This is a genomic window from Pantoea sp. AG702, from assembly GCF_003182295.1.
GTDB lineage: Bacteria > Pseudomonadota > Gammaproteobacteria > Enterobacterales > Enterobacteriaceae > Pantoea > Pantoea ananatis.
The window spans coordinates 109049-132009 of record NZ_QGTU01000003.1 but is presented as its reverse complement, the minus strand read 5'-3'; the positions used below and the strand labels follow the sequence as shown (position 1 = coordinate 132009).

General features: G+C 54.4%; 24 protein-coding genes and 1 other RNA gene. 16 read left to right on the top strand and 9 right to left on the bottom strand.

What is annotated here, in order from left to right:
- Positions 1-34 precede the first annotated feature (34 nt).
- The 10 genes from exuR to DFO57_RS10095 all read left to right on the top strand — a co-directional run bounded on the left by exuR (position 35) and on the right by DFO57_RS10095 (position 5864).
- Positions 35-811: a transcriptional regulator ExuR gene (gene exuR / locus DFO57_RS10140; RefSeq protein WP_019104887.1), complete on the top strand. Its 777-nt coding sequence runs from the start codon at positions 35-37 to the stop codon at positions 809-811.
- Positions 812-1123: 312 nt separating this feature from the next.
- Complete coding sequence (locus DFO57_RS10135; RefSeq protein ID WP_014594688.1) at positions 1124-1798, top strand: DedA family protein; 675 nt, start codon at positions 1124-1126, stop codon at positions 1796-1798.
- Positions 1795-2142 carry an EnvZ/OmpR regulon moderator MzrA gene (mzrA, locus tag DFO57_RS10130; RefSeq protein WP_013027329.1) on the top strand — a complete coding sequence of 116 codons (348 nt, stop codon included), beginning with the start codon at positions 1795-1797 and terminating at the stop codon, positions 2140-2142. The genes DFO57_RS10135 and mzrA overlap by 4 nt, the downstream gene beginning before the upstream one ends.
- A 187-nt stretch (positions 2143-2329) precedes the next feature.
- The gene (locus tag DFO57_RS10125) at positions 2330-2704 is read left to right on the top strand and encodes a DUF1090 domain-containing protein (protein ID WP_013027330.1); all 375 of its coding nucleotides are present in this window, start codon (positions 2330-2332) and stop codon (positions 2702-2704) included.
- 35 nt (positions 2705-2739) lie between these two features.
- Complete coding sequence (locus DFO57_RS10120) at positions 2740-3045, top strand: YqjD family protein (RefSeq protein WP_014604934.1); 306 nt, start codon at positions 2740-2742, stop codon at positions 3043-3045.
- Between the two features lie 2 nt (positions 3046-3047).
- Positions 3048-3443 carry a phage holin family protein gene (locus DFO57_RS10115; RefSeq protein ID WP_013027332.1) on the top strand — a complete coding sequence of 132 codons (396 nt, stop codon included), beginning with the start codon at positions 3048-3050 and terminating at the stop codon, positions 3441-3443.
- The gene (locus DFO57_RS10110; RefSeq protein ID WP_013027333.1) at positions 3443-3727 is read left to right on the top strand and encodes a YqjK-like family protein; all 285 of its coding nucleotides are present in this window, start codon (positions 3443-3445) and stop codon (positions 3725-3727) included. Before DFO57_RS10115 ends, DFO57_RS10110 begins: the two co-directional genes overlap by 1 nt.
- 202 nt (positions 3728-3929) lie before the next feature.
- The gene (locus DFO57_RS10105) at positions 3930-4340 is read left to right on the top strand and encodes a DoxX family protein (RefSeq protein WP_024471122.1); all 411 of its coding nucleotides are present in this window, start codon (positions 3930-3932) and stop codon (positions 4338-4340) included.
- Between the two features lie 205 nt (positions 4341-4545).
- Positions 4546-5106: a cytochrome b/b6 domain-containing protein gene (locus DFO57_RS10100; protein WP_024471123.1), complete on the top strand. Its 561-nt coding sequence runs from the start codon at positions 4546-4548 to the stop codon at positions 5104-5106.
- A 65-nt stretch (positions 5107-5171) separates the two neighbouring features.
- Positions 5172-5864 (top strand): VIT family protein, encoded by a 693-nt coding sequence (locus tag DFO57_RS10095; RefSeq protein WP_013027336.1) that lies wholly within the window; start codon positions 5172-5174, stop codon positions 5862-5864.
- Positions 5865-5897: 33 nt separating this feature from the next.
- On the opposite strand, the gene DFO57_RS10090 is transcribed toward DFO57_RS10095, so the two are convergent.
- Entirely contained in the window at positions 5898-6818 is a 921-nt protein-coding gene (locus tag DFO57_RS10090; RefSeq protein ID WP_052656059.1) for a formyltransferase family protein, read from the bottom strand.
- Between the two features lie 257 nt (positions 6819-7075).
- On the opposite strand from DFO57_RS10090, the gene DFO57_RS10085 reads away from it, so the two are divergent.
- Positions 7076-8050 (top strand): glutathione S-transferase family protein, encoded by a 975-nt coding sequence (locus DFO57_RS10085; RefSeq protein WP_014604930.1) that lies wholly within the window; start codon positions 7076-7078, stop codon positions 8048-8050.
- 89 nt (positions 8051-8139) lie between these two features.
- Here the strand turns inward: DFO57_RS10085 and tdcC are convergent, their stop codons facing one another.
- The 5 genes from tdcC to rsmI form a co-directional block, all read right to left on the bottom strand.
- Positions 8140-9468: a threonine/serine transporter TdcC gene (gene tdcC, locus DFO57_RS10080; protein ID WP_013027339.1), complete on the bottom strand. Its 1329-nt coding sequence runs from the start codon at positions 9466-9468 to the stop codon at positions 8140-8142.
- 10 nt (positions 9469-9478) lie between these two features.
- On the bottom strand, positions 9479-10468 hold the full coding sequence (tdcB, locus tag DFO57_RS10075) for a bifunctional threonine ammonia-lyase/L-serine ammonia-lyase TdcB (protein ID WP_014594692.1): 990 nt from the start codon (positions 10466-10468) through the stop codon (positions 9479-9481).
- Positions 10469-11199: 731 nt separating this feature from the next.
- Positions 11200-12810 carry a glucan biosynthesis protein gene (locus DFO57_RS10070; protein ID WP_013027341.1) on the bottom strand — a complete coding sequence of 537 codons (1611 nt, stop codon included), beginning with the start codon at positions 12808-12810 and terminating at the stop codon, positions 11200-11202.
- A 474-nt stretch (positions 12811-13284) separates the two neighbouring features.
- Positions 13285-13660: RNase P RNA component class A (gene rnpB, locus DFO57_RS10065), an RNA gene on the bottom strand.
- A 63-nt stretch (positions 13661-13723) separates the two neighbouring features.
- Positions 13724-14584 (bottom strand): 16S rRNA (cytidine(1402)-2'-O)-methyltransferase, encoded by an 861-nt coding sequence (gene rsmI, locus DFO57_RS10060; RefSeq protein ID WP_014594693.1) that lies wholly within the window; start codon positions 14582-14584, stop codon positions 13724-13726.
- 62 nt (positions 14585-14646) lie between these two features.
- Between rsmI and DFO57_RS10055 the strand changes: the two genes are divergently transcribed.
- Genes DFO57_RS10055 through dolP form a run of 4 tightly spaced genes read left to right on the top strand, consistent with a single transcriptional unit; the run spans position 14647 to position 18222 of the window.
- Entirely contained in the window at positions 14647-16680 is a 2034-nt protein-coding gene (locus DFO57_RS10055; protein WP_014604929.1) for a penicillin-binding protein activator, read from the top strand.
- The gene (locus tag DFO57_RS10050; RefSeq protein ID WP_014604928.1) at positions 16638-17033 is read left to right on the top strand and encodes a YraN family protein; all 396 of its coding nucleotides are present in this window, start codon (positions 16638-16640) and stop codon (positions 17031-17033) included. The genes DFO57_RS10055 and DFO57_RS10050 overlap by 43 nt, the downstream gene beginning before the upstream one ends.
- 14 nt (positions 17034-17047) lie before the next feature.
- Positions 17048-17635, top strand: coding sequence for a DnaA initiator-associating protein DiaA (gene diaA, locus DFO57_RS10045; RefSeq protein WP_013027345.1), 588 nt, complete (start codon positions 17048-17050; stop codon positions 17633-17635).
- Positions 17636-17649: 14 nt separating this feature from the next.
- Positions 17650-18222, top strand: a complete 573-nt coding sequence (dolP, locus tag DFO57_RS10040) for a division/outer membrane stress-associated lipid-binding lipoprotein (protein WP_014604927.1) — start codon at positions 17650-17652, stop codon at positions 18220-18222.
- Between the two features lie 199 nt (positions 18223-18421).
- On the opposite strand, the gene DFO57_RS10035 is transcribed toward dolP, so the two are convergent.
- Complete coding sequence (locus DFO57_RS10035) at positions 18422-19126, bottom strand: pirin family protein (protein WP_013027347.1); 705 nt, start codon at positions 19124-19126, stop codon at positions 18422-18424.
- Positions 19127-19255: 129 nt separating this feature from the next.
- On the opposite strand from DFO57_RS10035, the gene DFO57_RS10030 reads away from it, so the two are divergent.
- Entirely contained in the window at positions 19256-20179 is a 924-nt protein-coding gene (locus DFO57_RS10030; protein ID WP_013027348.1) for a LysR family transcriptional regulator, read from the top strand.
- A 3-nt stretch (positions 20180-20182) separates the two neighbouring features.
- On the opposite strand, the gene DFO57_RS10025 is transcribed toward DFO57_RS10030, so the two are convergent.
- Complete coding sequence (locus DFO57_RS10025) at positions 20183-22093, bottom strand: transcription antiterminator (RefSeq protein WP_019104891.1); 1911 nt, start codon at positions 22091-22093, stop codon at positions 20183-20185.
- Positions 22094-22219: 126 nt separating this feature from the next.
- On the bottom strand, positions 22220-22960 hold the full coding sequence (locus tag DFO57_RS10020; RefSeq protein ID WP_013027350.1) for a KDGP aldolase family protein: 741 nt from the start codon (positions 22958-22960) through the stop codon (positions 22220-22222).
- Position 22961: the final 1 nt, after the last annotated feature.

The following is a 22961-nucleotide window of genomic DNA, read 5'->3' as shown; positions in this document are numbered from 1 at the left end:
AACAACTTATCTGCTCGTTACTTTGGATTGCCTCATGGACCTCACTGAATCTCGTCGACTTTATCAACAGCTGGCCAGCGAGTTAAAACGCCGCATTGAAAACGGGGTTTACCAGGTGGGAGAGAAACTGCCCGCAGAGCGCCTGATCGCTGAAGAAATGGAAGTCAGCCGCACGGTGGTGCGCGAAGCCATCATCATGCTGGAGGTTGAAGGCTACGTTGAGGTGCGCAAAGGCTCGGGCATTCACGTGATTTCCAGCCAGCAGCAAAACCGGGTCGCCGAAAGCAGCAGCCAGCTAGAGTTTGCCGCCTTTGGCCCGTTTGAACTGTTGCAGGCGCGCCAGCTTATTGAAAGTAACGTTGCCGAGTTCGCAGCAACCCAGGTGACACGTCAGGATATTGTCGATTTAATGGCGATTCAGGAGAAAGCGCGACAGGAGGACCATTTCAGGGACTCTGAATGGGATATGAGGTTTCACGTTCGTATTGCTCAGTCGACGCAAAACAGCGCCCTGGCCGCGATTGTCGAGAAGATGTGGCTGCACCGTTTACACAACCCTTACTGGCTTAAGCTGCATGAGCATATCGATCAGCGCAGTATCGTAAGCTGGTGCGACGATCACGATCAGATTCTTAAAGCATTAATCCGCAAAGATCCCGCCGCCAGTAAGCTGGCAATGTGGCAACATCTCGAAAATACTAAGCAGATGTTATTTAACGCCACCGCCGACGATTTTGAGTTCAATGTTGACCGCTACATGTTCAGTGAAAATCCGGTTGTCCTTCCGGATGCAGATACGATTCAGCGTTAATTTGACTGAAAAACAGTCAGTTAATCTGCAATAGTGTCAGGACATGTAAAACTCCTTTTTACATCGAGATACAGAGGGTAAAACTCCTGTTCGTTTAGGAGTAGTTCTGTCTCCGAAGCTTGATTTTTGTTACAGTTATCATCCTTTTCTTACCTTTTGCGATAAGGGCTTATCAAATCGCTGATTTAACAATCAGTTCTGGAAGGATCCAGAAACGCTTGCTCAGACTACGCTCTCAGAATCGATAAAAAATGTCAGTCTGCGCTGAGGTCCCTGTGGGACATGTTCAACGATGATGTTCGGGAATGATTGATGGAAATTTTGCAAGCGCTGCTGCATGCCTTGTGGCAACAGGATTATGAAACGCTTTCCGATCCAACACTGGTGTGGGCAATTTACGGCGTCTTATTTATGATCCTTTTTCTGGAAAACGGCTTATTGCCTGCCGCTTTCCTGCCCGGTGACAGCCTGCTGATTCTGGTGGGCGTGCTGATTGCCAAAGGAACCATGAGTTTTCCGCTGACCATTCTGGTCCTCACCACCGGCGCCAGCCTGGGTTGCTGGGTGAGCTATATTCAGGGCCGCTGGCTGGGGAACACGCCGACGGTGCAAAACTGGCTATCACACCTTCCTGCCCGCTATCATCAGCGTGCACATAATCTGTTTCACCGTCACGGCTTATCGGCACTGCTCATTGGCCGTTTCATTGCTTTCGTGCGTACGCTGCTGCCTACAATTGCGGGCCTTTCCGGTTTAAGCAACGCCCGTTTCCAGTTTTTTAACTGGATGAGTGGCTTTCTGTGGGTCGTCATTCTCACGGTTCTGGGCTTTGCCTTAGGCAAAACGCCGATCTTCCGCCGCTACGAAGATGAACTGATGTTTTTCCTGATGATGCTGCCGCTGGTGTTGCTGGTGATTGGGCTGGTGGGCTCGCTGATTGTGCTGTGGCGTAAACGCCGCGCAAACCAGCGTGGTGAGGGCTCATGAAACCTTTACACGCTTTTCCTAAACGCTGGCTTCCCTGGTTAATTGGCGGGGCATTTGCGCTGGTAGCGGTCAGCATGATGCCCAGCCTGATGCGCCATGAAAACGTGGTACAGATTCGCGTTTCGCACGCGGGTGCCCCGATGCCCGATGGCTTCTATCTCTATCAGCAGCTGAGCGCCCAGGGTATTCGAATCAAAAGCATCACGCCCTCAGGGGATGCGTTGATTATTCATTTTGACAACGAAGAGCAAAGCCTCGCCGCGCAGAAAGTTCTGCGTCGATTGCTGCCGGACGGGTTTATCGTCGCGCAACACGACCAGGCGGCTCACCTTTCACTTGCTTAATTCGTCGCCCTTCTTAAACGCTTAGCGCACTTTCAGGCTGTGCTAAGCGTTTCTCTGTATATCGGTGATCTTTGGACTTTTTCCACCTGATGTCTATGCTTAAACTAAGGCGCGTTATCAGCGCACTGCGGAGGGTTCTTGCAGTGCGCTGAATTAAGTCAGGCAACAATGGAAGGTACAAAGCCGAATGAAACATACGTTACTACTGGGAATCACGCTGTTTTCTCTTTCAGGCTCCCTGATGGCGGCACAGTCGCTGTGTCAGCAAAAAGAGCAGGACATTCAGCGTGAAATCGAGATGGCTCAGAAGCACAACAATCAGCGCCGTGTGAACGGTCTGGAGCGCGCCCTTACCGAGGTGCGCGCGGGATGTACTGATAAAAAGCTTAAAGCCTCGCATCTGGAAAAAATCAACGCTCAGAAAGAGAAAGTGGCTGAGCGTGAGCGCGAACTCAAGGAAGAGCGCGACGAAGGTCATGACAAGGACAAGATTGCAAAACGCGAACGCAAGCTGGAAGAAGCACGCCAGGAGCTTAAGAAGTTACAGGCGGAGCCCTATTAATCGGATTCAATCTACTGATGTTAAAGGAGTATTTTATGTCTAAAGACACATCATCGGAATATTTGCGTGCTGAATTGAAAAACCTGGCGGATACGCTGGAAGAAGTCCTGAGCAGCGGGACTGAAAAGTCCAAAGGTGAACTGGATAAGCTCCGTCACAAAGCGCGCGTTGCGCTGGACAGCTCTCGTGAGCGTTTAGGTGAATCGGGTGAGCGCCTGGCGGCGACTACGCGCGAAGCGGCGCAGAAAGCAGATGGTTATGTGCGTGATAATCCATGGCATGGCGTGGGTATCGGTGCCGCCATCGGCGTTGCCATCGGTATGCTGATCTCGCGTCGTTAATCATGACGGATTCACAGCAGAACCACGGACCGGCCAAAGGGGTCATCAATATTGGTCAGCGTATCGTCACCACGCTGGTTGGTATGGTCGAAACACGCGTTCGTCTTGCAGTGGTAGAGCTGGAAGAAGAGAAGGCCAATATCATCCAGATGCTGTTGATGCTTGGCCTGACCATGCTGTTCACGGCTTTTGGCCTGATGAGCCTGATGGTGCTGATTATCTGGGCAGTTGATGCGCAGTATCGTTTAATGGCTATTGCCATCACCACTGGCGTGCTGTTCTTGCTGGCGTTGATCTTTGGGCTATGGACACTGCGTAAATCACGTCAGTCAACCCTGCTGCGCCACACGCGCAAGGAACTGGCTAACGATCGTGATCTGCTTGAGGATAACCGGTAATGAGCCGCCGCGAGCGTGAAGCGCGTATCGATGAACTGCTGAAACAGGTTCAGCAGCAGCGTCTGGACCTGAGTGCCGCGCGGCGTAGCTGGCTGGAGATCACCGCGCCCTACGATCGTGGCTGGTTTACGTTTTTGAGTCTGAAACGCTATCTGGCCATTGGCAGTAGTGCATTAGCTATCTATTCCATTCGCAGTCCTAATCGCCTGCTACGCTGGGCGAAACGGGGCTTTGGCCTGTGGAGTACCTGGCGCATGGTTAAATCAGCCCTTCCCCCGCGTTGAATCCCCAAAGCCAGTCCAGTGCGACTGGCTTTTTCTTTTTTCAGTTTTACTGAATAACATCGACAGTTTATATCGCTTACAACTGTCACTTCGCGCGACTATCATCTCCAACTATCAGCCCGGCCAATTGCAACCATGCAGTTAACGGGAATATTCACCGCGGGCATCGCTGCCTTGCAAACTTTTAGCGTTGGAGTAGATGATGAAAAAATTCGAAGACAGTGGTTTGTTAGCCGCCCGTATCCTGATGACTATCCTGTTTATTACTGCAGGCTGGGGCAAAATCACCGGTTACGCCGGCACTCAGCACTATATGGAAGCCATGGGCGTGCCCGGCTTCATGCTGCCGCTGGTTATTCTGCTGGAGTTTGGCGGCGGCCTGGCCATCATGTTTGGCTTCCTGACCCGTTTTACCGCGCTGTTTACCGCTGGCTTTACGATTCTGACCGCGTTTCTGTTTCACAGTAACTTCGCCGAGGGCGTGAACCAGCTGATGTTCATGAAGAACCTGTCTATCGCTGGTGGTTTCCTGGTGTTAGGTCTGGTAGGTCCGGGTGCGTACAGTATCGATCGCCTGATCAGCAAAAAACCTCAGGGTGCTCTGGCGCGCTAACTGACGCCTGACTACACCGCTTTTCTGACGCACCGGTTGCTTTCTGCCGGTGCGTTTTGCTTTTATGAGCAAAATCCTTTGCCGGGCGGTTTGAAGCGATCATGTCCTACCATCCCGCAGAGCCCCAGGCCCACCCGGTGCTTAAGGTAAGCCTAATCTAGTCATGGAAATATAGCGTTCCGTCCCTCTTCTTTTTGGCAACGCTATGAAAGTATCTTATGGTCAGTGGCTTCCCCATCACGATGCACCCTTTTTTCGACGGCTTCATCTTTTGGTCGCCGTGCTGATCCTTTCGCAGATCATCAATTCCAATTTTACCGCACGTGAAGCGCTCGGCGAGCACAGCCTGGAGACGCTGATAACCTGGCTACATATACTCTCAGGACTGTTGCTGATCGCTGCGGGCGTTATCATGCTCATCTGGATGCTGGTTCAGCGAGGTTTTCGCTGGTACTTCGCCTGGCTCACGCTGGATTTTCGGGGTATTCGAAACGATGTCGTACAGCTGACCGGCCTGAAACTCCCACAGGCACATGGCGGTGGCATAGCCGCGACGGTGCAGGGCCTGGGGGTTATCGCGTTGATCGCCGTCGCCTGTTCTGGTGGGCTATGGTTTTTATTTAACAGTACGTCGCTCGCCACGCCTGATTTGACGCGTTGGGTATTGCACTGGCATAAATTCCTGACCACCTTTGTAGAGATTTATTTTTACAGCCATGGCGCGATGGGCGTGCTTCATATCCTGCTATCCCGCTATGAAAAATAGCAAAGGGCACGCATGCAGGCTGTCGCCCTCCTGATTAAACGAATCGCTTATCACTGGAAGACCCGATGCTACATAGTGAATCGCATAAAATTGAACACGCCGGATGGCTACGGGCTGCCGTATTGGGCGCGAATGATGGCATCGTTTCGACCGCCAGCCTGCTGGCCGGCGTCGTTTCTGCCAGCAGCAGTCATCACAATGTTTTGCTCGCCGGGCTGGCAGGTATTGTTGGAGGCGCAATGTCGATGGCGACGGGAGAATACGTCTCGGTGTCCTCGCAGTCAGATACTGAAAAAGCTTCTCTGCGGCAGGAGAAAGCCGAACTCGAGGCCGATTTTGCGGCTGAAACGGTGGAGCTGTCAGCCATATACAGGGCGCGTGGCCTGTCGCCCGAGCTGGCTCGTCAGGTCGCAGAACAGTTGATGGCCCATGATGCCTTAGCCGCTCATGCCAGAGATGAGCTGGGCATTACCGATTTCAGCAGTGCCAAACCCCTTCAGGCCGCTCTGTTTTCTGCGGTCAGCTTTGCCTCAGGCAGTATTTTACCCTTCGCCGTTGCCATGCTGATCACCGGCCCCTTCGCCTTGCCCGCCATTGCGGTCTCGGCGCTCCTGGCATTGACGCTTCTGGGCGCGACGGCGGCCAAAGCCGGTGATGCGCCGGTGAGGAAAAGCGTCACGCGCATTTGCTTCTGGAGCCTGCTGGCGATGACGCTGTCTGCATCAGTCGGCTATCTTTCAGGTATGGCGCTTGGCTGACGCGCTTACTGGGTAAGGATGCATCTGCCGCCCTCAGCGCGTCAGATGCTGCCCGACAATCAGCCCGAGCTGGCCTGCCAGCGTCGTGCCCGTGACAGATTCGCCGCCCGCAGACTGCCCCTGCAGAATTTCAAGTTGTCCCTGCCCACAGCCAATAACCAGCGGTGTAACTGAAACAACTTCACCCGGCTGGCTGGCTTTACGCGCATCAATAACGCGGGTTTGCCAGACGGTGAATCGCTGTGAGTCTGCCAATGTAAAAGCGCCGGGCCAGGGAAACGCCAGCGCCCGAACAAGGTTATGGATATCGCGGGCGGGCGCCTGCCAGTGAATTTGGCCATCTTCCGGCTTACGGCTGCCAAAACAGCTTGCTGCACGCTCGTCCTGAGGGGTTTCGGTAAGCTCGCCCGCCACCAGCGCATCAAGCCAGGTCGGTAGCATTTGCGCCGTGGTCGCAACCAGTCGGGTATGCAGTGCCAGGGCATTGTCCTGTGGATGAATTTCAACGGCCTTCTGCGCCAGAATCGGGCCGGCATCAGGACGTTTAATCATGCGGTGTAGGGTCACACCGGTTTGCGTCTCGCCTTTAATAATTACCCAATTGAGATGGGCACGGCCCCGATAAGCCGGCAGCAAGGCGGCATGCACGTTATAGGCCCCTTTTTTAACAGAGGAGAGGATGGCTTCGCTGAGAACCTGACGGTAAGAGAAGCAGAACAGATAATCTGCCTCAAGGCTGGCTATGCGGGCTTGCCATTCGGCGGTATTGACATCCTCGGTGATAAAAACCGGGATGTTGTGGCGCTCAGCCAGGCGGGCGACGGAGCCGTAAAACTGCGCGCCGGACGCGGGATCTGCATGGGTAAACAGGGCACTAACCGTGAATCCGGCATCCATTAACGCCTTCAGGCCGGTACAGGCCATTTCGTGATAACCAAAGAGTACCGCTTTCATTCCGCTTTCCTTCATCTTTTTTTCGCCTGATCCTGCGGGACGGGCGTGATGGACGGCTTGTTCGTTACAGGCCGTAGACAGCCCCATGATAAGGCATTCTTAGCCCGATTACGCCTCTGGCCCGTTCGCCGTATAGCGCGCATTTATGCGGGTGGGCGAAATGTTTGGCAACGCACGTGGTGCGCTGTCGAAGTTATCCATAACCGCCTATGGTTAAAGTCGGAAATATTCTTTTTATCGTTTGTACGGGAGACAAGATGGGTCAGCTAATTGATGGTGTCTGGCATGACACCTGGTATGACACGAAATCAACCGGTGGGCGCTTTAAGCGTTCGGAATCCGCATGGCGTAACTGGGTTACGCCCGACGGTAGCGCAGGACTGAGCGGCAAAGCCGGATTTACGGCGGAACGCGATCGCTATCACCTCTACGTGTCGCTTGCCTGCCCGTGGGCGCACCGCACCCTGCTGATGCGTCAGCTTAAAGGTCTGGACAGCATGATTGATGTCTCGGTGGTGCATCCGCTGATGCTGGAAAACGGCTGGACGTTTGATGACAGTTTTCCGGATGCAACTGGCGATAAACTGCACCAAAATGAATTTCTTTATCAGCTCTATCTCCATGCGGATGCCGACTACAGCGGGCGTGTCACCGTGCCCGTGTTATGGGACAAACAGCAGAACACCATCGTTAGCAATGAGTCTGCCGATATTATTCGCATGTTTAACAGCGCGTTCGATGCAGTCGGGGCGCGGGCGGGGGATTACTATCCGGCTGACCTGCGAGAGAAGATTGATGCGCTCAATGGCTGGATTTACGACACCATTAACAACGGCGTGTACAAAGCCGGTTTTGCCACCTCTCAGTCCGCTTACGATGAAGCCGTAACCGCCCTGTTCCACTCACTGTCGCGGGTAGAGCAGATCTTGGGTCAGCATCGCTATCTGGCTGGCGACAGGTTAACCGAGGCCGATTTACGCTTATGGACCACGCTGGTGCGCTTTGATCCGGTTTACGTCACCCATTTTAAATGCGATCGCCACCGTATCAGCGACTATCTGAACCTGAGCGGTTTCCTGCGCGACATTTACCAGATGCCGGGTATCGCCGACACAGTAAACCTGCCTCACATTCGTCACCACTACTACTGCAGTCATAAAACCATCAACCCGCACGGGGTGATCTCTGTCGGCCCGGCCTTTGACTGGGATGCGCCGCACGGTCGCGGTTAACAACAGAACACCGCGTTGAATTGGATGTGAAAAGACCTGACGTGCGCTGACTAACAGCACATGTCAGGTCAAACAGGGCTGAATGACGGTCAGAAAAACTTATAAGCGATATTTAAAATGGTGAGTAAGCCAATCGCGCTGACAAAAACGTTGTCAGCCCGGCCTTTGTATTTTGCCAGTGCAGGGACTTTGCTGATGGCATACATGGGTAACAGGCAGAGCAGCGAGGCGATAATCGGCGCGCCCATCGCCTCAATCAGGTCGAGAATATTGGGGTTAAGGTAAGCTACCAGCCAGGTCGAGCCCATAATAAAGACCATGCTCAGCGTATTCAGCTTACGGCTGGACACAGCGTCTTTATCGCCCTTATAGCGAAATTTGATAATCAATCCGTTTAACCCTTCCAGCGTGCCCAGATAGTGCCCAAAGAAGGATTTGAAAATAGCGACCAGAGCAATCACCGAGGCGCTGTATTCCAGTACCGTAGAGAAGGTGGACTTCTCACCCGACAGGGCGGAAAAGTGATTCGCCAGGTAGGAGAGCACAGGGATATTTTGAGCCTTCGCGTCCGCCATATCCTGCGGGGATAAGGTAAACAGACAGCTAAAGGCAAAGAACATCACTACCGCCACCATCAGTATGCTGGCGCGGGAGATGATCTGGCTGCACTTGTTTTCGGTATAGGTCCGGCCCATTTCCGGCTCGTATTCTTCCCGCTTTGACACCACAAAAGAAGAAACAATCGGCGAAAAATTGAACGAGAACACCATAATAGAAATGCCTAACCACACGGTAACCAGAATGCCATCGTGCCCGGTCAGGGCGATGTCGCTCAGGTTAACCTGATCGATCACGGCGGTATTCCAGTAGGGGATTAACGACAGCGAAATCAGCACCAGGCTGGCGATAAACGGAAACACCAGCCAGCTCATCACCTTTACCATCAGGTCTTTACCAAACCAGATCACAAAAGCCATCAACAGCAGCAGCAACAGCGCCACCACACCGCGATTGAGGGCCGGCAGCAGTAGCTGATATTGCCAGAACGCCATGAAGGTATTGGTGATGGTGACGCCATAAATCCAGAGCAGCGGGCAAATCGCGAAAAAGTAGAGAAAAGTAATGACCACCCCGCCCGTTTTTCCGAAATGCTCTTCTACCGTTTCGGTAATATTGCCCGATACGTTACTGCCTGACAGACACAGTCGGGCCAGCGCCCGATGGCAGTAAAACGCGATGGGCCAGGCCAGCACCAGCATGATCAAGATAGGGATCAGCCCACCGTAACCGGCCCGAATGGGAAAGAAAAGCACGCCGGCGCCAATGGCCGTGCCAAACAGTCCGAGTGTCCATGTGGTATCGGACTTACGCCAGGTTGAGGTTTTTTCCTGGTCGAGAATATTTTCAGAATTACTCATAACTTATCCTTTATGCGTCAGCAAAACCCGTAATCTGGGAAACCCGGGACAAATCAATATTGCCGCCTGAGATAATGCACACCGTTTTCCGCCCCTGAATGTAGTGGTCGACTTTGCCGCTCAGTAACGCGGCGCATGCCAGCGCGCCGGCACCTTCTGTGACCACTTTGTTTCGCTGAATCAATGCAATCATACTTTTACGAATGTCGTCTTCACTCACTAACACCATCTCATCGACCAATTCTCTCACAATCGCGAAGGTGAGATCGCCCGGACAGGCGACATCGCAGCCGTCCGCAAGGGTGCCGGTAAGACGATGGCGCGTAATGGTATCAGCAAAAAAGGAGGCTGCCATACCGTGAACGTTTTCAGACTGCACGCCGATGACGGTAATCGTGGGATTAATGGACTTGATCGCCGTGGCAATCCCGGCAATGAGCCCGCCGCCGCCTACGGGAACGATGACGTTATCGACATCAAAGAGATCCTCAAGAATTTCCAGACCGATGGTGCCCTGTCCGGCAATGATTTTCACATCATCATAAGGCGGGATAAATATGCGGCCTTCGCTGGCCACAATGTCTTCCACTTTGGTTAGCGTGTCATTAAAGTTTTCACCATAAATGACCACCTCCGCGGAGTAATCGCGCGTCGCCGCTTCTTTGGATTTTGGCGCACCCGCAGGCATGACCACTTTGCCGTCAATATGCAGCATGGCGCACGACAGTGAAACGCCCTGCGCATGGTTACCCGCTGAGCAGGCGACAACGCCCTGACGTTTTTCTTTCTCCGTCAGTGAGCTCATTTTATTGAATGCACCACGAATCTTAAAAGAACCCGTTCGCTGCATATTTTCAAATTTAAGGAATATTTCTCCGTCGCAGCGCTCGCTGAGATAGTTTGAACGTGGCATGCCGGTTTTATAAACTTTCCCTGTGAGTCTCTCTCTGGCAGCATAAATTTCATCAAGGCTAACGGGAAGGTTTTTATTGATATTCATATCGACTCCTTTTTCAGGCAGGGTTTATTCAGCAAAATTCCCCGAAGAGAAATGCGATCGTATAAAAGCTGAAAAAAAGTAATAAACTTACCGTTTTCGCTTCGCAGCATGCTGTAACAGCATGAGCTTACGCAGTTGATTTAAAAAGAAACGGGCAGCGAGAGGATAGGAAAAGGATGGCGATAAAACAGCGTATTGTGTGGAAGAAACTGTATTACTGACGGAAGGGATAAAACGTATTCTTGCAGAAGAGACGGGGTTAAAGCGATTCGTTAATAGGGGGCGAACAGTGCTCTGATACAGTGTTAGCCGGGGCGTTCGTCGTTGCGTATACCTGTGCATGATGTCATTCCTTTACGTCGCCTTTATCCGCTACGAATCTTAATCATCATAAAAAAATGGGATTGTGCTGTTTCTCACACTTCACTCTTTTCTTATGAGAACCAATGCTTTTATTTATACTGACTTTGTGAAGATCAATAAAATATCTTTTTTTCACTTAAGAATATTTCGCCGAAAAAAGCAGAGCGATGAAACAGCCGTTAACAGAACAAGGATAAGGGAAGACAATCACGCTATTTAAGACGGGCTTAGCCGGGAAAGGGGGAAGGTCATTATTATCCCTGAAACGCTGAAGATAACGCATCCAATAGCATTTTAATGCGCGACGTTTGCCGATGAGTCGCGTTAAAAGATTAACGCCCATCTGTTCAATGGGCGTTATTTAAAAGTTATTTCGTTTCGCACGCGACGGGCCAGGGCTTCGCAGGGGAGTTGAACGGATGGTACTGGTAGCACCAGGTTTCCGACACCACCTTGTCTTGTGCTTTCAAATAGAGCTTAAGCTCTACCGGATCGCCTTCGCCGGCGACCAAATCAAACTGCGCCAGCCAGTTGCCTGAATCGTCCGGCAATTTAGACACGAGCACGTTCTCAAAAGTACCACGCGATGCAGAAAGCACGGCTTCGGGGGAAACGCCTGACGGCAGATGATTAAGCACATCGCCACGGAACTCGACGGCAAACTTACGGCTGTCATGCGGACGATCGGAACCCGGTACACCGCCCCGGCCCAGTCGGGTAGCCCCACAACGCGCCAGAGGAGAAGGATAAGGCTCATCGGCCAGCCAGTGCAAACGATAATGGAAATGATGCTGATCGCCCGCTTTTGCTGGCGCATCCGGTACCCACATGGCGACGATATTGTCGTAGATTTCATCGTCAGTCGGGATTTCCATCAGTTGAACTGAGCCTTTGCCCCATTCCCCTCGCGGTTCCACCCACAGATCGGGACGTTTCTCGTAGTGCGCAGCGTCCAGATAGCTGTCGAAATCCCGATCTTTCTGCAGTAAACCAAAGCCGCGCGGGTTCTCATCATGAAAACTGGACGTGACCACGCGTAATGGGTTATTTAACGGCCGCCAGATATGTTCGCCGCTGCCGGTCCACATCGCCAGACCATCGGAGTCATGCACTTCCGGGCGCCAGTCTGTCGCCGCTCCTTTAACCGTTTTTGAGAACCAGTACATGGAGGTCAGAGGCGCGATACCGAAACGCTGAATGTCCTTACGCAGGAAAAGCGTACATTCGACATCCTGTATAACCCCTTTGCCGCGCTGCAGGATAAATTTGTAGGCGCCCGTGATACTCGGCCCGTTGAGTAGCGCATAGACCGTGAGATGTTTGCTGTCGTCTTTCGGCGCTTCAAACCAGAAATCCGTAAAGTCAGGGAACTCTTCATCGACACCCGGCTGAACGGTATTCAGCGCAATACCGCGCGCGGATAAACCAAACTGACCCAGCTCGCCGATGGCGCGGAAATAAGACGCGCCCATAAAAGATATCCAGTCATTTTGTGGATTGGTTTTTAGCGTGTCCTGGCTGGCCAGCACTCTAAAACCTGAGAATACGTTACCTTTCAGCGCCGGCAACGTAACGTTTTTATCCGTCGTGGTGAAGTAGTCAATATTTTGAATAATTTCACGCGCGGCGTTATTTTCCACGACGTGCATTTTCACCGGCATACGGTGTAAACCGTTTACCATGAAAAAGGTAACAGGAAACCGTCCGGCATTTTTAAACAGCGCATAGTCCGGCTTGTAGACGGTTTTCATGTAGGCGTCATAGGTTATGTTGGATAACAATGACGGGTCGAATGAGGTGGGTTTTTCATAGGGTTTGGCTGCCAGGGCCTTGGCCTGGGCAATCAAGGTTTCAAAGTTAAATGCTTCGCTGTTACCTAACTTGAGAACGCCTGCTGCGATAGCGCCGGGAGAAATGCCTAATGCAGATAAGGCAGCAAACGCCCCGGAATAAGTCAGTAAAGTCCTTCTTGTAACCATGATCCACCTGTTTTTTTAATCTTCATTCAATGAATTCGCGCCCAATGGGGCAAAACGTAAAATAATGACGTGTGGCAAGCTGCCTTCAACTATAGACGAGAGAAACCGTTGCCTCCCAAACAGATGGCAAGCCATCATCTGACACATCGGATGAGCCTATAGTGCATTGGAAAGAAAATGGATGGGATTTGCCTGAGAAACAAAGCCTCTGGCAACGCGGCCCATTTTTCTTGCCAGATCAGGAGAGTGAATCGCGTTTCCTCTCAGGGTCGCCAGCGCAGAAGCGCCCTGACCGGCTAACGCCACATTGTTTTACAACGGTATCGGGCAACGCCCTTCATCGCGCTGGTCAGCCCGCGTCAGCAAGGAGCCGTGGCCTGCTTGCCGATATCCCCCGCGTCTGGTGGCGGCAGCGACGCCTGCTTTGCCGCGCCATAAAGCAAAAACCCCGCTTGCGCGGGGTTTGCATTAAGAAGTCGAAACTGACCGATAAGCCGGGTTCTGTCGTGGACAGTCATTCATCTAGGCCAGCAATCGCTCACTGGCTCAAGCAGCCTACCCGGGTTCAGTACGGGCCGTACCATGTGAACCCCTATTTGGCCTTGCTCCGGGTGGAGTTTACCGTGCCACGGACTGTTACCAGCCGCGCGGTGCGCTCTTACCGCACCCTTTCACCCTTACCTGATCCCATTACTGGGCCATCGGCGGTTTGCTCTCTGTTGCACTGGTCGTGGGTTTCCCCCCCAGGCGTTACCTGGCACCCTGCCCTATGGAGCCCGGACTTTCCTCCCCTCCGCCCGTCTCCTTCAGAGAAGGACGACGACGAAGCGGCGACTGTCTGGTCAGCTTCGGCGCGCATTATAGAGGGTTTAGCCCGCGCTGTCACGCCCGGCGCGCAGGCAACTCAACAGGCTCAGGCCTGCTGCTCAAGCGCATGTTTATAGAGCGCATTCTTTTTCACACCGTGTATCTCAGCCGTGAGCGCCGCCGCCTTTTTCAACGGCAGTTCCTGCTGCAACAACGCCAGCGTGCGCAGTGCATCTGCGGGTAATGCCTCTTCGTCAGGATGATGGCCTTCAACGATGAGCACCATCTCACCTTTACGGCGATTTTCATCCTCTTTCACCCAGGCCAGGAGTTCCCCCACCGGTGCGCCATTCAGGTTTTCCCAGGTTTTGGTTAATTCGCGCGCCAGCACGACGTAACGGCCAGCCCCCAGCTCCGTGACCATATCCTGCAGGCTGTCCAGCAAACGGTGCGTGGATTCGTAAAAGATTAAGGTACGCGGCTCCTCGGCCAGCGCCCGAAGCGCATCACACCGCGCCTTTGTTTTGGCGGGTAGAAATCCTTCGTAACAGAAACGATCAGACGGCAATCCCGCTGCGCTTAATGCTGTTATCGCTGCGCAGGCACCCGGTAAAGGAACGATGCGAATACCGGCCTCACGGCAGCGGCGAACCAGGTGATAACCCGGATCGTTGATCAATGGCGTGCCAGCATCAGAAACCAGAGCTATGCTTTCTCCCTGTTGCAGCCTGGTTAGCAGGATTTCTGCTTTCTGCTGTTCGTTGTGGTCATGAAGTGCGAAGAGTCGCGCATTGATGGCGAAATGTTGTAGCAACAGTCCGGTATGACGTGTATCTTCCGCTGCGACCAGATCGACGCTGGAAAGTACCGCTAGCGCCCGCTGGGTAATGTCAGCCAAATTACCTATTGGGGTTGGCACGATGTAGAGCGTGCTGGCGGAAATGTCTGCCCGATCGAGTTGTTTCATTGTTTCATCCGAATTGCCGATTTAATATTGAGCATCTTGAAAAAAACATCACTGGATACAGTATGCTTCCTTCAAAAATCGTTCGTCATAAAGCAGGACGCTTTGTGCCTGTCCTTCTTGCTGGTCTGATTTTAGCCGCGTGTAGTGGCCAGGGCCCGAAAAGCCAGTCCGTAGACATCCAGGCACCCGTTACTAATAATTCCGCCTACTATCTGCAGCAGGTGCAGCAAAGCAGCGATGATAGCAAGACCGACTGGCAATTACTCGCAATCCGCGCCCTGTTGAAAGAAGGAAAATATCCGCAGGCTGCTCAGGCGATCGGCGAACTGCCTAATCAGCTTTCTGATAAACAGCAGCAAGAATTACTGCTGCTGAAAGCCCAGTCTCTGGTTGCTCAGCAAAAGATTGCCGATGCCCAACCGATATTGAGTCAGGTGAAAACCAGCGAGCTGTCTCAGGATCAGCTGGCGCGCTACTACGGTTTACAGATTGCCAGCGCACAGGGTAAAACCTCGCTGGCCCTGCTCCGCGCCTATATTGCTCAGGAGCCATTGCTTAAAGGCGATGAACGCCAGCAGAATATCGATGCCACCTGGCAGGCGCTGACCCAGCTGTCGCAGCAGGATATGAATTCGCTGGTGATCAATGCCGACGAAAACATTCTGCAGGGCTGGCTGGATCTGCTCACGGCGTGGCATGCCAACGCGCAGGATGCCAACATGCTGAAGTCAGCCATTAAAGACTGGCAGACGCGCTATCCCGATAACCCTGCTGCAAAAACCTTACCGACCCAGCTGAGCCAGGTGCAGAACTTTACCAAAGCGTCCACCAGCACTATCGCGCTGCTGCTGCCGCTGAACGGTCAGGCTCAGATGTTCGCCAGCGCTATCCAGAAAGGCTTTAACGACGCGAAGAACGGCACCCTCGCTACTGCGCCTCAGGCGACGCCGGGCAGCGCCCAGGATCCTATCGCGATAAATCAGCAGCAGCCTGCAGATGCGAATGCGGTCGTCAGCCCGTCAGCTAACCCGGCGGCTGCGCAGCAGAGCGGCACGGCGCAGCAACCGGCAACGACGCAACAGCAGCCTCAGCAACAGCCGGCCGCCGAACCCGCCAGCAATGCGCAGGTGAAGGTTTACGACACCAGCAGTCAGCCCATCGCGCAGGTGATGCAGCAGGCCCAACAGGATGGTGCCACGCTCGTTGTTGGACCGCTGTTGAAAAACAACGTTGAAACGGTCGCGAACAGCCAGACACCGCTGAATGTCCTGGCGCTGAACGAGCCAGAGCAAATCCAGAACCATCCGAATATGTGCTATTTTGCGCTGTCGCCTGAAGATGAAGCGCGCGATGCGGCGCATCATATCTGGGACCAGGGCAAACGCCAGCCGCTGCTGTTAGTGCCTCGCAACGGCCTGGGCGATCGCGTAACGGCGGCCTTTACGAAAGAGTGGCAGTCACTGGGCGGCGGCACCGTGCTCCAGCAGCGCTTTGGTTCTGTTTCAGAACTCAAGCAGGGCATCAATAGCGGTGCAGGCATCAGCATGAGCGGTACGCCCGTGGTTATGCCCTCGTCTTCTCAGCCGCAAAGCGTTTCCGTTGCGGGCCTGAACATTCCGGCACCGCAAACCAGCACCCCGGCCGCCAGCAGTGGCGGAGCCATTGATGCCGCTTATATCGTCTCGACTCAGGATGAACTGCAACTGATCAAACCGATGATCAGCATGCGCACCGGTAGCCGCAGCAACGTTGCGCTCTACGCCAGTTCGCGCAGCGCGCAGGCGGGCGCAGGGCCGGATTTCCGTCTGGAAATGGAAGGGCTGCAGTTCAGCGATATCCCCCTGCTTTCCGGCGCAAATCCGGCGTTGATGCAGCAGGCCGCGAAGTCGTTCAATAACGATTACTCGCTGGTGCGTCTGTACGCAATGGGGATTGATGCGTGGACGCTGGCTAACCACTTTAACCAGATGCGTCAGGTGCCGGGCTTCTCGCTCGACGGCAATACCGGCAAGCTGAGCGCCACCGCTGATTGTGTGATCAACAGGAAGTTGACATGGAACCAGTATCGCCAGGGCAACATCGTACCGGCCAGCTAAACCGCCGCCGTACGGGTGCCGAGCACGAACAACTCGCCCGCCGCTATCTTGAGCGGGCGGGGTTAACATGGGTCGCCAGCAATGTTTACTATCGCGCAGGGGAACTAGACCTGATAATGCGAGACAACCAGTGTTGGGTGTTCGTCGAAGTGCGTTACCGGCGTAACGCACGCTTCGGCGGCAGTCTGGCCAGTATTACCCGACAGAAACAACACAAGCTGCTGCGTGCCGCCTCTCTGTGGCTGGCGCAACGCGGCGGCAGTTTTGAAACAGTGAATTGCCGTTTCGACATCATTGCCATTACCGGCACGGCGCTTGAATGGTTGCCGAATGCCTTTAATGCAGACGTTTAGAACCAGGTGGTCGTGTGCAGGAAAGAATTAAAGCGTGTTTTACCGAAAGTATTCAAACTCAAATCGCTGCTGCAGAGGCGTTACCCGATGCCATTTCGCGTGCAGCAATGACAATGGTGCAGTCGCTTCTCAACGGTAACAAAATACTGAGCTGTGGTAATGGTGCGTCATCCGCCAATGCTCAGCACTTTGCCGCCAGCATGATCAACCGCTTTGAAACCGAACGCCCCAGCCTGCCCGCGCTGGCCTTAAGTGCGGACAACGTCATGCTGACGGCGATCAGTAACGATCGTCTGCATGACGAAATTTACGCTAAGCAGGTGCGTGCACTGGGACAAACCGGTGACGTTCTGCTGGCAATCTCTACACGCGGGAATACACGGGACATCGTGAAGGCCGTCGAAGCCGCCGTCACGCGCGATATGACTATCGTTGCGCTTACCGGTTATGATGGGGGCGAATTAGCCGGATTGCTGGGACCGCAGGATGTGGAAATTCGTATTCCTTCACATCGTAGTGCTCGCATTCAGGAGATGCATATGTTAACACTCAACTGTTTGTGCGATCTGATTGATAACACCTTGTTTCCCCACCAGGAATGACGGAAGGAGCACCAATGAAAGCATTGAACGCTATAGCCATTGTTTTAACCGCCATGCTGCTGCAGGGCTGCGTCGCGGTGGTTGCCGGTAGCGCCGCTGTGGCGACCAAAACCGCCACCGATCCCCGCTCTGTCGGAACGCAGGTCGATGACGGCACGCTGGAATTACGCGTCAGCAACGCGCTGGCAAAAGATCAGCAAATCAAAACCGATGCTCGCGTCATTGCTACCGCCTATCAGGGTAAAGTCCTGCTAACCGGTCAGGCCCCGAGTCAGGAGATTGCCAACCGCGCGAAACAGATCACCATGGGCGTTGATGGCGCAACCGAAGTCTATAACGAGATTCGGATTGGGCCGAAAGTCAGCCTTGGCACCTCGTCGTCTGATACCTGGATTACCACCAAGATTCGCTCGCAGCTGTTGGGCAGCGATCAGGTGAAATCATCAAGCGTCAAAGTCACCACGGAAAACGGTGAAGTGTTCCTGCTGGGCCTGGTGACGCCAGAAGAAGCCAAAGCCGCCGCGGACATTGCCAGCCGGGTCAGCGGCGTGAAACACGTCACCACCGCGTTTACCATGGTGAAGTAATGCTGAGTTAACCCCAGGACAGCTGTCCGGGTTGTTACTGGCGCAGACAGAAAAGCCGCACCCTGTTGGGTTGCGGCTTTTTTATTGCGGGTTTAGCCGTGACCGGGTCAGAGCCAACAAACGCTTTCCGGCTTGCCGCCCAGCATTATCGCGCCGCCCGAGGTTGTCTCCGCTGGCGGCGGCGTAACGAGAGAAGGCCTCAGACCGGAATATCGATCACCAGTGCGCGGGTCGGGGTTTTCGCTGACAGCCACAGCTGTTGCTCTTCCTGCAAAAATGCGCCATCGCCACAGCCCAGCTGTTCCTGATGAGCGCCCCCGGCCGAGGCCTCAAACGCGCCATGGATAGATTGCAGATAGGCGCGCGCGCCCTGAAGCGGCACCAGATGCTGCTCGCCTGCCGCCAGCTCAACCTGATGAATCCAGACCTGCTGACGCAACTGCAGGCTGCTGTCGCCGCCATCTGGTGAGGCCAGCAGTTGCGAACGCATGCCGCCCGACAACGTCATTTTCTGCATACGGGGATTTTCACGTTCCGGGCAGGCCGCCAGCCAGAGCTGCATACGGGTTAACGGGCGATCTTTACTCGGATTAAGTTCGCTGTAGCTCACGCCGGGCTGAGCGGAGAGCAGCAACGCCTCACCTTCACGCACGCTGATGTGATTACCCTCGCTGTCCCGGTATTCCGCCTCACCCTGTAAAACGATATTCAGCACATCCACCTGAGGATAGGTGCGCGGCTGAAACGCCGCGCCGGGTGCCAGGACTTCCTGATTCAAAACGCGTAAGGAGGCATAACCCATTAATTTGGGATCGAAATAGTGGCCAAAAGAGAAGCTGTAGCGCGCCTGTAACCAACCGTAATCGGCCTGACCACAAGCGGATGCACTGCGTGTCGTAATCATTATGTACCTCCAGCATCCGTCGGCAAGAATCGACGACGGGAAATATGCCTTTATGGTAAAAGTCTGGACGCCGGATTGTTAGCCAGTTAATCTGCCGTGCATATTCAAATTTCCTGACAGAGAACCGGGATGGCCAAAGACCGTGCGTTAACCCTTGAAGCTTTACGTGTGATGGATGCTATCGATCGCCGCGGCAGCTTTGCCGCCGCCGCCGATGAACTGGGCCGCGTGCCCTCAGCGCTTAGCTACACCATGCAGAAACTGGAAGAAGAGCTGGATGTGGTGCTGTTTGACCGTTCGGGCCATCGAACGAAGTTCACCAATGTCGGAAGAATGTTACTGGAGCGCGGTCGGGTGTTGCTGGAGGCTGCCGACAAGCTCACGACCGATGCCGAGGCGCTGGCACGCGGCTGGGAAACCCAGCTGACTATCGTGACGGAAGCGTTAGTGCCCACCGATGCGCTGTTTCCGTTGGTCACGAAGCTGGCTGACAAAGCCAATACTCAGATCGCCATCATCACAGAAGTACTGGCTGGCGCCTGGGAGAGACTGGAACAGGGGCGGGCTGATATTGTCATTGCACCGGATATGCATTTTCGCGCCTCGACCGAAATAAACACCCGCAAACTTTACAGCATCATCAGCGTTTACGTTGCCAGCCCTGACCATCCAATACACAACGAACCCGAGCCGCTTTCAGAGGTCACCCGGGTAAAATATCGCGGCATTGCCGTGGCAGATACGGCCCGCGAACGTCCGGTTCTGACCGTGCAACTGCTGGACAAGCAACAGCGCCTGACCGTCAGTACGATGGATGACAAACGTCGCGCGCTCCTGGCCGGTTTAGGGGTCGCCACCATGCCTTATAACATGGTGGAGCAGGACATTGCAGAGGGCCGCTTGCGGGTGGTCAGCCCGGAGTATTCGCGTGAGGTCGATATCATCATGGCCTGGCGGCGTGACAGCATGGGTGAGGCAAAAGCCTGGTGCCTGCGCGAAATTCCTCGCCTGCTGGCCCGGAAAAACTCACCGACGCCGGGCGCCCATCCCTGAAGATTACAGCCGGCTCAGACAGTCCAGCGCGACGCTTTTAAAGCAGGCAAAGTCACTGCTGTCGCGCAATCGCGTCATCGCCCGCTCGCGCATAAAGGTCACGAACAGGTCATAGATAGCCATCGCTTCCTCATACTCGTTTTTGCTGATTGCCAGCAGGAAAATCACGTAAGCCGTGTCCTCGCCCCAGGGGATCCCCTGCGGGGCCAGCACGGTGTACACCACCGTTTTTTTCGCCATCAGCCCCAGCGAATGCGGAAGCGCAATCCCTTCGCCCAGCATGGTGCTGACAATGGCTTCACGCTCCTCAACGGAAGCATAAAACGCGTTGTCCACCACGCCTTCTGCCTCCAGCCGATCGCATAACAGCCGAAACAGCGCAGACTGACTCATCGGCCGATCGATGATGCAGAAATGGCGGGCATCAAAAAATTTCTCCAACATATAGGGCCGGGTGCGGTCCACCAGCACCAGCTTGCCTATCTGCTCCCGTTGAAATTCCGTCGGGAAAGGCGCGACCACGACAACCGGTTTCTCTTTTTCACTCAGCCGCGTAGTGGAAATCACAAAATCTTCTTCGATGCGCTGGCGGGCCTCATATTCACGCTGCGACAGGCACTGCGTCACCTGCAACTGGGGATAGTTGCGCATTAACATGGCTTCGATCATGCGGAGCGTCGAAGTACCGCTGTCGCACACCAGCAGTACCTGAGGGCGACGCTGGTAACCCACGTTATAATGGCGCTCCAGCCCGACGCCGATATGAAGCACCAGAAAACCAATTTCATTTTCGCTAATCGTATAGGGCGAATATTTTCCCCAACTGGACACCGCCGCCAGCGTCACATCGTAGGCCATTGGATAGTGCTGCTTGATGTTGCTTAATAACGGGTTAGGAATATGGATCTGATAACGCACGCGCGTGATCATCGTTTTAATATGGGTAAGCAGATCGGCACGGAGTTGAGGATCGTTCTGCAGATCGTAATAGTAGTGAGTGTTAATAAAGCTGAGCAGGTAGTTAACCAGCGCCTCCGCATCGTCAGCATTAATGGCGCTGGGGGCAACGTCCTGAATGCGTCGGGCGGCGATATTCACCCGCAGCCAGCTCTCTTCCGCCGGAGAAACCGGTTTAACGGTAAGCGGCCGCAGCGCATGGATCAGCGTCTGCGCAGACTCGCGCACGTCCTCCCCGATCTCTTCCACCTGCGGATCGCTCAGCGGATAGCCTTCATTGATGCGACGTAGCGCCACCGCGCAGTAAAAACGCAAATAGCGTTCGCCTTCATCACTGAGGCGGATATTGTGCTGGGCAAGGCCGTTTTGCAGCAGCGGCTGAAGAGTTTCCAGCAGGCCGCTTTCCAGCGATTCGGGCACGATCAGCGGGCTGTCAGGCTGCTCCTGATCGATCTCAAACAGCAGATCGGTTAAGCAGGTGCGGATCGCCACTTCACTGCCAAACAGCTTCATGCCGTGATGGGGTTTGCTTTCGATACTCAACTGATAACGGCCGAGCCATTCGCGCACGTCGGCCATGTCATTCTGCAGCGTGGCACGGCTGACAAACCACTCCTCTGCCAGGGTTTCCAGCTTCAGGGAATAGGCGGCGGTGAGGAAACGCACCAGCAGGTAGCGGATTCGGTCGTGTGAGGTGCGCGGCACCCGCAGAGGCGCACGCGTCTGCTGCTGCAGCACGTTAAAGCGCAGCGCATCAATAATTTTAAGCTGGTAGCCCGCACCGCGATTCAGGACAAACTGCGCGCCGTGCTGCTGCAGCATGGCGTTGAGCGCGGTAATATCCGTGCGTACGGTGCGCGTGGACACCGCAAACCGCCGTGCCAGTTCGTCCTGGGGGAGCGTTTCGTTTTTCAATGCGTCGAACAGTTGCGCAAGGCGCTGATTCGGGAATCTCACGTCGGGTTACCTGCTTCAGCGGTTAACAAGAACAAAGTAAACGTCAGACTGCCGGAAAACAGGCGGCAGGTCTATTATGCCCTGCGCGCCCGTAATCTGTCCTTGAAGTGGCGCACAGGCCTGGGCTCAGTCCAGCAGACTTTTACAGATGGCCAGCAGTTGGCGCACGTCTTCCACGCGGGTTTCGCCACTGGCTTTGTCGATGATCGAACTGTATATGTGGGGAATGATCTTGCTCACGCCAGCGTCCAGGGCAATACGCAGGATCGGCCCAACGTTTTGCAGATCGATCCCGCCGGTCGGCTCCAGCCAGAAATCCTGTTTCGCACAGGCTTCGGCCACCGCGCGGTACTCGTCCACCGTGTCCAGACCGCCCATTGGAAAATACTTCACGGAACTGCCGCCCATGTCCTTCAGTAACGCAATCGCGGTATCAATGGGCACAATTCCGTCGCTGCTCTGTGAACTGAGGGGACCGGTGGAAATTTTCACCTTGCCCGGCGTGCCGGTTGGTGAAATCAGCCCGTTGACTACCGTTTGTGACTGACCGAGCAGCGCGCGGCTGGTGCCGACGCCGGTAAACACCTGATTAACATGTTGCGGCTGTAGCACGGCGGCCAGTTCGCTGACCATTCGCGACTGCCGGGGATCGCCCGCGCCCAGGCCGATGGACAGCGCGTTATCAATCAGCGCGGCGTACTCGCGCATATCCGCAATAGCGGCCTCGTTGCTGGGGTAGTTTTTTGATAACACGCCGACCAGTACGTGGCCTTCTGCGGCCTGCCAGATGGCTCGCGCGTTCTCTTTTGAACCCGCCAGCACGTTAAGACACAGGCGATCCTGATAAAAATTGGGGGTTAGCGTCATG

Excerpts from the sequence above, each read along its gene's own strand:
- exuR (WP_019104887.1), top strand. The coding sequence starts at position 35 with ATGGACCTCACTGAATCTCGTCGACTTTATCAACAGCTGGCCAGCGAG.
- DFO57_RS10135 (WP_014594688.1), top strand. The coding sequence starts at position 1,124 with ATGGAAATTTTGCAAGCGCTGCTGCATGCCTTGTGGCAACAGGATTAT.
- mzrA (WP_013027329.1), top strand. The coding sequence starts at position 1,795 with ATGAAACCTTTACACGCTTTTCCTAAACGCTGGCTTCCCTGGTTAATT.
- DFO57_RS10125 (WP_013027330.1), top strand. The coding sequence starts at position 2,330 with ATGAAACATACGTTACTACTGGGAATCACGCTGTTTTCTCTTTCAGGC.
- DFO57_RS10120 (WP_014604934.1), top strand. The coding sequence starts at position 2,740 with ATGTCTAAAGACACATCATCGGAATATTTGCGTGCTGAATTGAAAAAC.
- DFO57_RS10115 (WP_013027332.1), top strand. The coding sequence starts at position 3,048 with ATGACGGATTCACAGCAGAACCACGGACCGGCCAAAGGGGTCATCAAT.
- DFO57_RS10110 (WP_013027333.1), top strand. The coding sequence starts at position 3,443 with ATGAGCCGCCGCGAGCGTGAAGCGCGTATCGATGAACTGCTGAAACAG.
- DFO57_RS10105 (WP_024471122.1), top strand. The coding sequence starts at position 3,930 with ATGAAAAAATTCGAAGACAGTGGTTTGTTAGCCGCCCGTATCCTGATG.
- DFO57_RS10100 (WP_024471123.1), top strand. The coding sequence starts at position 4,546 with ATGAAAGTATCTTATGGTCAGTGGCTTCCCCATCACGATGCACCCTTT.
- DFO57_RS10095 (WP_013027336.1), top strand. The coding sequence starts at position 5,172 with ATGCTACATAGTGAATCGCATAAAATTGAACACGCCGGATGGCTACGG.
- DFO57_RS10090 (WP_052656059.1), bottom strand. The coding sequence starts at position 6,818 with ATGAAAGCGGTACTCTTTGGTTATCACGAAATGGCCTGTACCGGCCTG.
- DFO57_RS10085 (WP_014604930.1), top strand. The coding sequence starts at position 7,076 with ATGGGTCAGCTAATTGATGGTGTCTGGCATGACACCTGGTATGACACG.
- tdcC (WP_013027339.1), bottom strand. The coding sequence starts at position 9,468 with ATGAGTAATTCTGAAAATATTCTCGACCAGGAAAAAACCTCAACCTGG.
- tdcB (WP_014594692.1), bottom strand. The coding sequence starts at position 10,468 with ATGAATATCAATAAAAACCTTCCCGTTAGCCTTGATGAAATTTATGCT.
- DFO57_RS10070 (WP_013027341.1), bottom strand. The coding sequence starts at position 12,810 with ATGGTTACAAGAAGGACTTTACTGACTTATTCCGGGGCGTTTGCTGCC.
- rsmI (WP_014594693.1), bottom strand. The coding sequence starts at position 14,584 with ATGAAACAACTCGATCGGGCAGACATTTCCGCCAGCACGCTCTACATC.
- DFO57_RS10055 (WP_014604929.1), top strand. The coding sequence starts at position 14,647 with ATGCTTCCTTCAAAAATCGTTCGTCATAAAGCAGGACGCTTTGTGCCT.
- DFO57_RS10050 (WP_014604928.1), top strand. The coding sequence starts at position 16,638 with ATGGAACCAGTATCGCCAGGGCAACATCGTACCGGCCAGCTAAACCGC.
- dolP (WP_014604927.1), top strand. The coding sequence starts at position 17,650 with ATGAAAGCATTGAACGCTATAGCCATTGTTTTAACCGCCATGCTGCTG.
- DFO57_RS10035 (WP_013027347.1), bottom strand. The coding sequence starts at position 19,126 with ATGATTACGACACGCAGTGCATCCGCTTGTGGTCAGGCCGATTACGGT.
- DFO57_RS10030 (WP_013027348.1), top strand. The coding sequence starts at position 19,256 with ATGGCCAAAGACCGTGCGTTAACCCTTGAAGCTTTACGTGTGATGGAT.
- DFO57_RS10020 (WP_013027350.1), bottom strand. The coding sequence starts at position 22,960 with ATGACGCTAACCCCCAATTTTTATCAGGATCGCCTGTGTCTTAACGTG.